A 7352-nucleotide genomic window follows, 5' to 3' on the forward strand; every position below is an offset into this window, starting at 1 on the left:
TCTTGGCTTATTCGCTGGCCGGCACCCAGGCGGCCTTGCGCTTTTGCATGAAGGCCGAGGTGCCCTCTTGTCCTTCGGGGCCCAACACGGCCTTCGAGAACAGCGCGGCGGCGTCGTCGATGAGGTTCTGCGGCGCGTCGAAACGCGTGCGCGCCAGCAGTGCCTTGGTGGTGGCGATGGCGCCCGGCGCGCAGCTCTGAATGCGCAAGACGACTTGCTTGAGCGCGGCTTGCAGCGCGGCTTCGTCGGCATGCACCTCGTGCACCAGACGGATCTGCAGCGCCTCGGCAGCCTCGACCTTGCCGCCCGTGATGGACAGTCGCTTGGCCTCGGCATAACCGATGCGCTCGACCAGGAAGGGTGCGATCTGCGCGGGCAGGATGCCCAGCGAGGTTTCGGGCAGGCGGAAGGCCACGTTGCTCAGGGCAATGGTCACGTCCGACACGCAGGCCAGACCGAAGCCGCCACCCATCACCGAGCCTTCGAGCACGGTGATGATGGGCAGCGTGCTGCGTGCGTAGGCCAGGCAGAGGCGGCCGAAGCGCGCGTTGACGTCGGCCACCGCGTTGGCTTCGCCGGCAGCCAGGCGCATGCGGGCCTGGGCCATGTCGGAGATGTCGCCGCCGGCGCAGAAGTGGCCGCCGGTGCCGCGCAGCACGACCACGCGCACGCTGGAGTCGGCTTCGGCGCTGCCGAGCACGTCGGTCAGTTCGCCCACCATTTCAAGCGACATGGCGTTGCGCACTTCGGGGCGGTTGAGCCAGATGGTCAGCACGCCGTTGCCGTGCTCCAGCTTGAGCGTCTTGGTTGTCGTGATGTTGGCGCTCATGATCAGCGCGCCTTCTTGGGCAGGGTGCCTTCGAGCTTGGCGATGATGCCGAGCATGATTTCGTCGGCGCCGCCGCCGATCGACACGAGGCGGCCGTCGCGATAGGCCTGGGCCAGCGGGTTGTCCCACGTGAAGCCCATGCCGCCCCAGTACTGCAGGCAGCTGTCGGCCACTTCGCGCACCAGGCGACCGCACTTGAGCTTGGCCATCGAAGCTAGGCGGGTCACGTCCTTGCCGCTCACGTACTCCTCAACGGCGCGGTAGGTCAGCGAGCGCAGCAACTCGACTTCGGTGCGCAGTTCGGCCAGGCGGTAGTGGATGACCTGGTTGTTTATCAGCGGCACGCCGAAGGTGTGGCGATCCTTGCAGTAAGCGATGGTCTGGTCGATCAGGCGGTCCATCATCAGCAGCGAGTTGGCCGCGCCGTACAGACGCTCTTCCTGGAACTGCAGCATCTGCATCATGAAGCCGGTGCCTTCGATGCCGATCAGGTTGCGCTTGGGCACGCGCACGTTGTCGAAGAACAGCTGGGCGGTGTCGGAGGCGCGCATGCCGAGCTTGTCGATCTTCTGCTTCTCGATGCCCTTGGCGTCCATCGGCACGATGATCAGCGACTTGTTCTCGTGCACCTTGCCTTCGGAGGTGTTGGCCAGCAGGCAGCACCAGTCGGCCTGCATGCCGTTGGTGATCCACATCTTCGAGCCGTTGATCACGTAGTCGCCGCCATCGGTCTTGGCGGTGGTCTTGAGCGCGGCCACGTCGGAGCCGCCACCCACTTCACTCACGCCGATGCAGCCGACCATGTCACCGGCGATGGCGGGGGCCAGGTATTCCTTCTTCAGCGCGTCGGAGCCGAAGCGGTGCAGCGCGGGGGTGCACATGTCGGTCTGCACGCCGATGGCCAGCGGCACGCCGCCGCAGTTGGCCACGCCGAAGGCTTCAGAGGCCACGGCGGCGTACGAGAAGTCGAGGCCCATGCCGCCGTAGGCGGTGTCGTACTTGATGCCGAGCAGCCCCAGGTCGCCGAGCTTCTTGAACAGCTCGTGCGCGGGGAAGTGGCCGGCCTTTTCCCACTCGGCGCAGAAGGGGTTGATCTCGTTTTCGACGAAGCGCTTGACGGTGTCGCTCAGGGCGATGTGTTCTGCGGTGAATTGCATCGGATGTCTCCAGACGGTGGGTTACATGCGGGCCACGCCGAAGGTGTTCGGGCGCAGCGTGCGTTGGTCGGCCTCGGCAGCGAGGGACAGGCAAAGCGAGAGGACGCGGCGGGTGTCGCGCGGGTCGATCACGCCGTCGTCCCACAGGCGGGCGGTGCCGAAGAGCACGTTGCTCTCGGCGTCGAGGCGCTTCTTGATTTCGGCGCTCATGCCTTCGAGCATGGCGTCGTTCACCGGCATGCCGGCGCGTTCCATCTTGCCGCGCGTGACGATCTCCATCACCTTGGCGGCTTGCGCGCCACCCATCACGGCGGTGCGGGCCGAGGGCCAGCTGAAGATGAAGCGCGGGTCGAAGCCGCGGCCGCACATGCCGTAGTTGCCGGCGCCGAACGAACCGCTCAGCACGATGGTGAACTTGGGCACGCGGGCATTGGCCACGGCCTGGATCATCTTCGAGCCGTGCTTGATCGCGCCGCCGTGTTCGGCCGCCGAGCCCACCATGTAGCCGGTGGTGTTCTGCAAGAAGATCAGCGGCGTGCCCGACTGGTCGCACAGCTGGATGAACTGCGCGGCCTTGGTCGAGCCCTGCGGCTGGATCGGGCCGTTGTTGCCCAGGATGCCGACGAGGTGACCGTCGATGCGGGCGTGGCCGCACAGCGTTTCAGGGGCGTACTTGGCCTTGAATTCCAAAAAGTCCGATCCGTCGACGATGCGGGCAATGACCTCGCGGGTGTCGAAGGGCTCGCGGTCGTCGGCCGGGATGCAGCCCAGCAGCTCCTGCTCGTCGTAGAGCGGGGCCGATGCCTCGGGGTGCGCGGGCACCGCGTCCCACTTGAGCTTGTCGATCAGGTCGCGCGCCAGGGCCACGGCGTGGGCGTCGTTGTCGGTGATGTATTCGCCCAGGCCGGTGACGCTGGCGTGCATCTCGGCGCCGCCCAGGTCTTCGTCGGTGGCGTCTTCACCGATGGCCGCCTTGACCAGCGGTGGGCCGGCCAGGTAGATGCTCGAGCGCTCGCGCACCAGCACCACGTAGTCAGACAAGCCCGGCAGATACGCGCCGCCGGCGGTCGACGAGCCGTGCACCACCGCGATCTGCGGGATGCCCATGGCCGACAGACGCGCCTGGTTGGCGAAGCTCTTGCCGCCTTCGACAAAGATCTCGGCCTGGTACATCAAGTTGGCGCCGCCGCTCTCGACCATGCAGATCAGGGGCAGCTTGTTTTCGCGGGCGATCTCTTGTGCGCGCAGGCCTTTCTTCAGACCCATGGGCGACACGGTGCCGCCCTTGAGCGCCGAGTCGCTCGCGGTGACGAGGCAACGCTTGCCGGCCACCACGCCGATGCCGATGATGGTGCCGCCGCCCAGCACGCTCTTCTTGCCGTCGTCGTCGTGCATGCCCAGGCCTGCCAGGGTGCTGAGTTCGAGGAAGGGCGAATCGCGGTCGAGCAGGCGAGCCACGCGCTCGCGCGGCAGCAGTTGGCCGCGCTTTTCAAATTTGTCGCGCTTGGCGGCTGATTCGTTGCGCACCTGCTGTTCGAGCGCGCGCACTTGTTGCAGTCGCTCGTTCATGCGCTCGACGTTGGTGCGGAACGCGTCGGTCTTGGTGTTGAGGGTTGAACGCAATACGGGCATGTTGAGAGGCTCGTGGTGTCTCGGGGTGGGGGGGGACGGGGCTCGGGAGGTTCAATCGCCTTGCAGCGCCTTGGGCAACACCGCGCGGTGAAAGCCTTCGTAGGTGGTGGACGGTGCGTGATCGGCCAGCGGGAAGATGGGGCTGTTGAGCGGCGCGCCGCCATCGATGGCCACCGTGATGCCTGTCATGAAGGCGGCGCCCGGGCTGAGCAGGAAGCAGATCACCGAGCTCACTTCGGCTTCGAGACCCATGCGGCGCATCGGCACGTTGTGCTTGAGCTGGTTGATGATGCCGGCCATGGCGGGGCCGTAGGAGTCCATGCCGCTGGACGCGATCCAGCCCGGTGCCACGGCGTTGACGCGGACATTGGCGACCGACCATTCGAACGCGGCCGTCTTGGTCAGGTTGGCCATGCCGGCGCGTGCGGCGCCCGAGTGGCCCATGCCGGGCATGCCGTTCCACATGTCGGCAGTCATGTTGACGATGGCGCCGCCGCCGTGCTTCTGGAACGACTGGTTGAACACCTCGCGCGCCATCAGGAAGCCGCCGGTGAGGTTGTTGGTGACCACGGCGTCGAAACCACGCTTCGAGATCATCTGCAGCGGTGACGGGAACTGGCCGCCCGCGTTGTTCACGAGGCCGTGGATGCGGCCGTGCTTTTCGACCATCTGCGCGACGGCTGCCTTGACCTGGTCTTCGTCGCGGATGTCGAAGGCGAAGGTGTCGGCCTGGCCGCCGTCTTCACGGATCTCGGCGGCGACCTTGTCGAGCTTTTCTTGGGTGCGGCCGGTGAGGATCACGGTGGCGCCCAGCGCGGCCAGCTCGTGGGCCACGCAGCGACCGATGCCGCTGCCGCCGCCGGTGACGATGTGCACTTCACCTGCGAACAAGCCGGGGCGCAGCACGCTGGCGTACTTCGATGGGGTGCCGGTGGGAGAGGTGTGGGGCATGGTGCTCGATGGAGTGAGGTTTCAAGTCGAATGCCTGCACTGTATGATTGGGTGACGTTAACGTCAACAATGTACCTATTAGGTAAAACGCTTATGGTTTACGTTAGCCGGACTGACTAACCTTTTCAGCATGAACAACGTGAGCAAATTGCCGCCCGCCTGGGCTCTGGACGACGTGAGGCACGACGATGGCGATGGCCTGATGGGTATTGCCGAGATGTGCGCGGCTTTCGAGGTTTCGCCGCGCACGCTGCGCTTTTACGAAACCAAGGGGCTGCTGGCGCCGCGCCGCATCAATGGCACGCGCGTCTACAACAAGCAAGACAGGGCCCGGCTCTACCGCATCCTGCGCGCCAAGTCGCTGGGCACGCCGCTGGCCGAGATCAAGCATTACCTCGACATGTACGGCCAGCGCGGCGAAGGCCGCGTGCAGCAGTTGACCTTCGTGGTCGAGAAAACCGATGCGGCCATTCGTGACCTGGAATCCAAGCGCGAGCAGATCGATGCCTCGCTGGCCGAGTTGCGGCTCATCAACGCCAGCAGCCGCAAGTTGCTGGACGAAAAACGCCGCGGCAGGGGCGGTTGACCGCGGCGCATCATGGCGACGGGCGAGTCAGGCTGGATCGGGGTGGCCCGGGTTCGACATGGCGCGCCACAAGATGTCGAACAGCTCATCGAACTGATCGAGCAGCGAATGCGTCTCGCGCCTGAAGATGTGCATCTGCACCACGCGCCCCAGGATGCCCAGGAACACATCGAGCAGCACCTTGCTCGACACGCGGTCGTTCAGCACGCCGCGCTGCTGGCCGTCGGTGAACACGCCCCAGAACGCCTGCATCAGGTCGGGGCTCTCGTAGATCTGGATGTTGCGGTGCCGTTGCACCGGCAGCGCGGTGCACAGCAGTTGCATCACCTCGGGCTGCTTGTCCATGAAGTCGAGCATGACCCAGAAGGTCTTGCGCAGGCGCTCGCGCACGTCGGCAATGCCTTGCAGGTGGTCGAGCATGCGAACGGCCAGGCGGCTCAGCATCACGTCGAGCATGGCGTAGACGAGCGTCTCCTTGCTGCCGAAATATTTGTAGATGGTCTGCAGCGACACATTGGCCGCCTTGGCCACGTCGATCAGGCTCACCTCGCTGAAGTCGCGCTGCGAGAAGAGTTGCAGCACGGCTTTCTCGATGCGTTGCAGGGTCTCGGGGCGCATGCCGTCCAGGCTGGCGCGGCGCGCTTGCGCGCCTTGCTCGGCGGCGGCGTGCGTGGCCGAATCGACGGGTTCGCTCGAGGTGGCTCGGGCGGCGCGCTTGCCTCGATGCGGTCTTGACGTGGTGGTTTCCGACATGGAAATAAAGATTACCAAATGACGCGCAAATATGCAAAAAGTGGGTCTCGCGCTTGCAATTGGGCATGGCTGCCGACACGATGAGCGCACTCACGAATCAGGCAGGAACGCTAGGGAATGCTGGGAATGATTGATGCCATGTTGTCGTCTTTCGTGCAGCTGGTGGTCGATATCGGAGAGTTTTTGATGCGGTAATCAAGATTACCGTTTGTATGAACGTGAAAGACTGATTGGAGACGAAGATGGCGATTCAATGTTTCGAGCCGACCTGGATGACCGACGAGCACAAGATGCTTTACGACTCGGCCAAGCGCTTCATGACCGACAAATGGCTGCCCAAGGACGAAGCCTGGCGCGCGCAGGGCATGATGGATCGGCAGGCTTGGCTGGACGCTGGCGCGAACGGCTTCTTGTGCGCCTCCATGCCCGAGGAATACGGCGGCGCGGGCGGTGATTTCGGCCACGAGGCCGCGCTGATCCTGGCGCAAGGCGAGGCTTGCATTGGCGGCTTCGGCGGTGGCTTGCACTCGGGCATCGTCGCGCCGTACATCCTGCACTACGGTACCGAAGAGCAGAAGAAGCGCTGGCTGCCCAAGCTGGCCACGGGCGAGTACATCGGCGCCATCGCCATGACCGAGCCGGGCACGGGCTCCGACCTGCAAGGCGTGCGTACGCTGGCCTTGAAGTCGGCGGATGGCGAGAGCTACAAGATCAACGGCAGCAAGACCTTCATCACCAACGGCCAGCTCGCCAACCTCGTCATCGTGGTCTGCAAGACCAACAAGGACGAAGGCGCGCACGGCATCTCGCTGTTCGTGATCGAGACCGACGAGGCGCCGGGCTTCCGCCGTGGTCGCAACCTCGACAAGATCGGCATGGAGGCGCAAGACACCTCCGAGCTGTTCTTCGACGACGTGGTGGTGAGCAAGCACAACCTGCTGGGCGAAATCGAAGGCATGGGCTTCGTGCAGCTGATGCAGGAGCTGCCGCAAGAACGCATGATCGTGGCCGTGGCCGGCATCGCCGCCATGGAGCTGGCCATGAAGGTGACGCTCGAATACACCAAGGAACGCAAGGCGTTCGGCAAGCCGATCTTCTCGTTCCAGAACACGCGCTTCAAGCTGGCCGAATGCCAGGCGCTGCTCATGGCCTCGCGTGCGCTGGTCGATGCCGCGATGGTGTCGCACCTGCAAGGCAAGCTGGGCGTAGACCGCGCGGCGCTCATCAAGTACTGGATCAGCGACAACCAGTGCAAGCTGATCGACGAATGCTTGCAGCTGTTCGGGGGCTACGGCTACATGAAGGAGTACCCGATTGCTCGCCTGTGGGCCGATTCGCGCGTGCAGCGCATCTATGGCGGCACCAACGAGATCATGAAAGAACTGGCATCGCGCTTCCTGTGATGCCCTGTTTCATTGATTGAACCCACTACTTCAAACGTACC

General features: G+C 64.5%; 7 protein-coding genes. 2 read left to right on the top strand and 5 right to left on the bottom strand.

The genetic code is table 11. From position 1 onward, the window contains the following. Positions 1-7: 7 nt before the first annotated feature. The 4 genes from ACE3SS_RS05095 to ACE3SS_RS05110 are packed head-to-tail and all read right to left on the bottom strand — an operon-like array spanning position 8 to position 4569. Positions 8-829 (bottom strand): enoyl-CoA hydratase/isomerase family protein, encoded by an 822-nt coding sequence (locus tag ACE3SS_RS05095; RefSeq protein ID WP_374592011.1) that lies wholly within the window; start codon positions 827-829, stop codon positions 8-10. 2 nt (positions 830-831) lie between these two features. Continuing rightward, positions 832-1986, bottom strand: coding sequence for an acyl-CoA dehydrogenase family protein (locus ACE3SS_RS05100; protein WP_374592013.1), 1155 nt, complete (start codon positions 1984-1986; stop codon positions 832-834). A 21-nt stretch (positions 1987-2007) separates the two neighbouring features. Then, on the bottom strand, positions 2008-3618 hold the full coding sequence (locus ACE3SS_RS05105) for an acyl-CoA carboxylase subunit beta (protein WP_374592015.1): 1611 nt from the start codon (positions 3616-3618) through the stop codon (positions 2008-2010). A 51-nt stretch (positions 3619-3669) separates the two neighbouring features. Beyond that, a complete protein-coding gene (locus ACE3SS_RS05110) occupies positions 3670-4569 on the bottom strand; it encodes an SDR family oxidoreductase (RefSeq protein WP_374592017.1) in 900 nt (299 codons plus the stop codon). Positions 4570-4699: 130 nt separating this feature from the next. Between ACE3SS_RS05110 and ACE3SS_RS05115 the strand changes: the two genes are divergently transcribed. After that, a complete protein-coding gene (locus ACE3SS_RS05115; RefSeq protein ID WP_374592019.1) occupies positions 4700-5155 on the top strand; it encodes a MerR family DNA-binding transcriptional regulator in 456 nt (151 codons plus the stop codon). A gap of 27 nt (positions 5156-5182) precedes the next feature. Here the strand turns inward: ACE3SS_RS05115 and ACE3SS_RS05120 are convergent, their stop codons facing one another. Continuing rightward, positions 5183-5908 carry a TetR/AcrR family transcriptional regulator gene (locus ACE3SS_RS05120; RefSeq protein ID WP_374592021.1) on the bottom strand — a complete coding sequence of 242 codons (726 nt, stop codon included), beginning with the start codon at positions 5906-5908 and terminating at the stop codon, positions 5183-5185. A gap of 242 nt (positions 5909-6150) precedes the next feature. On the opposite strand from ACE3SS_RS05120, the gene ACE3SS_RS05125 reads away from it, so the two are divergent. Beyond that, positions 6151-7311: an acyl-CoA dehydrogenase family protein gene (locus ACE3SS_RS05125; RefSeq protein ID WP_374592023.1), complete on the top strand. Its 1161-nt coding sequence runs from the start codon at positions 6151-6153 to the stop codon at positions 7309-7311. Positions 7312-7352: the final 41 nt, after the last annotated feature.

Source organism: Aquabacterium sp., assembly GCF_041915145.1.
In the GTDB taxonomy this organism is placed as follows: domain Bacteria; phylum Pseudomonadota; class Gammaproteobacteria; order Burkholderiales; family Burkholderiaceae_C; genus Aquabacterium.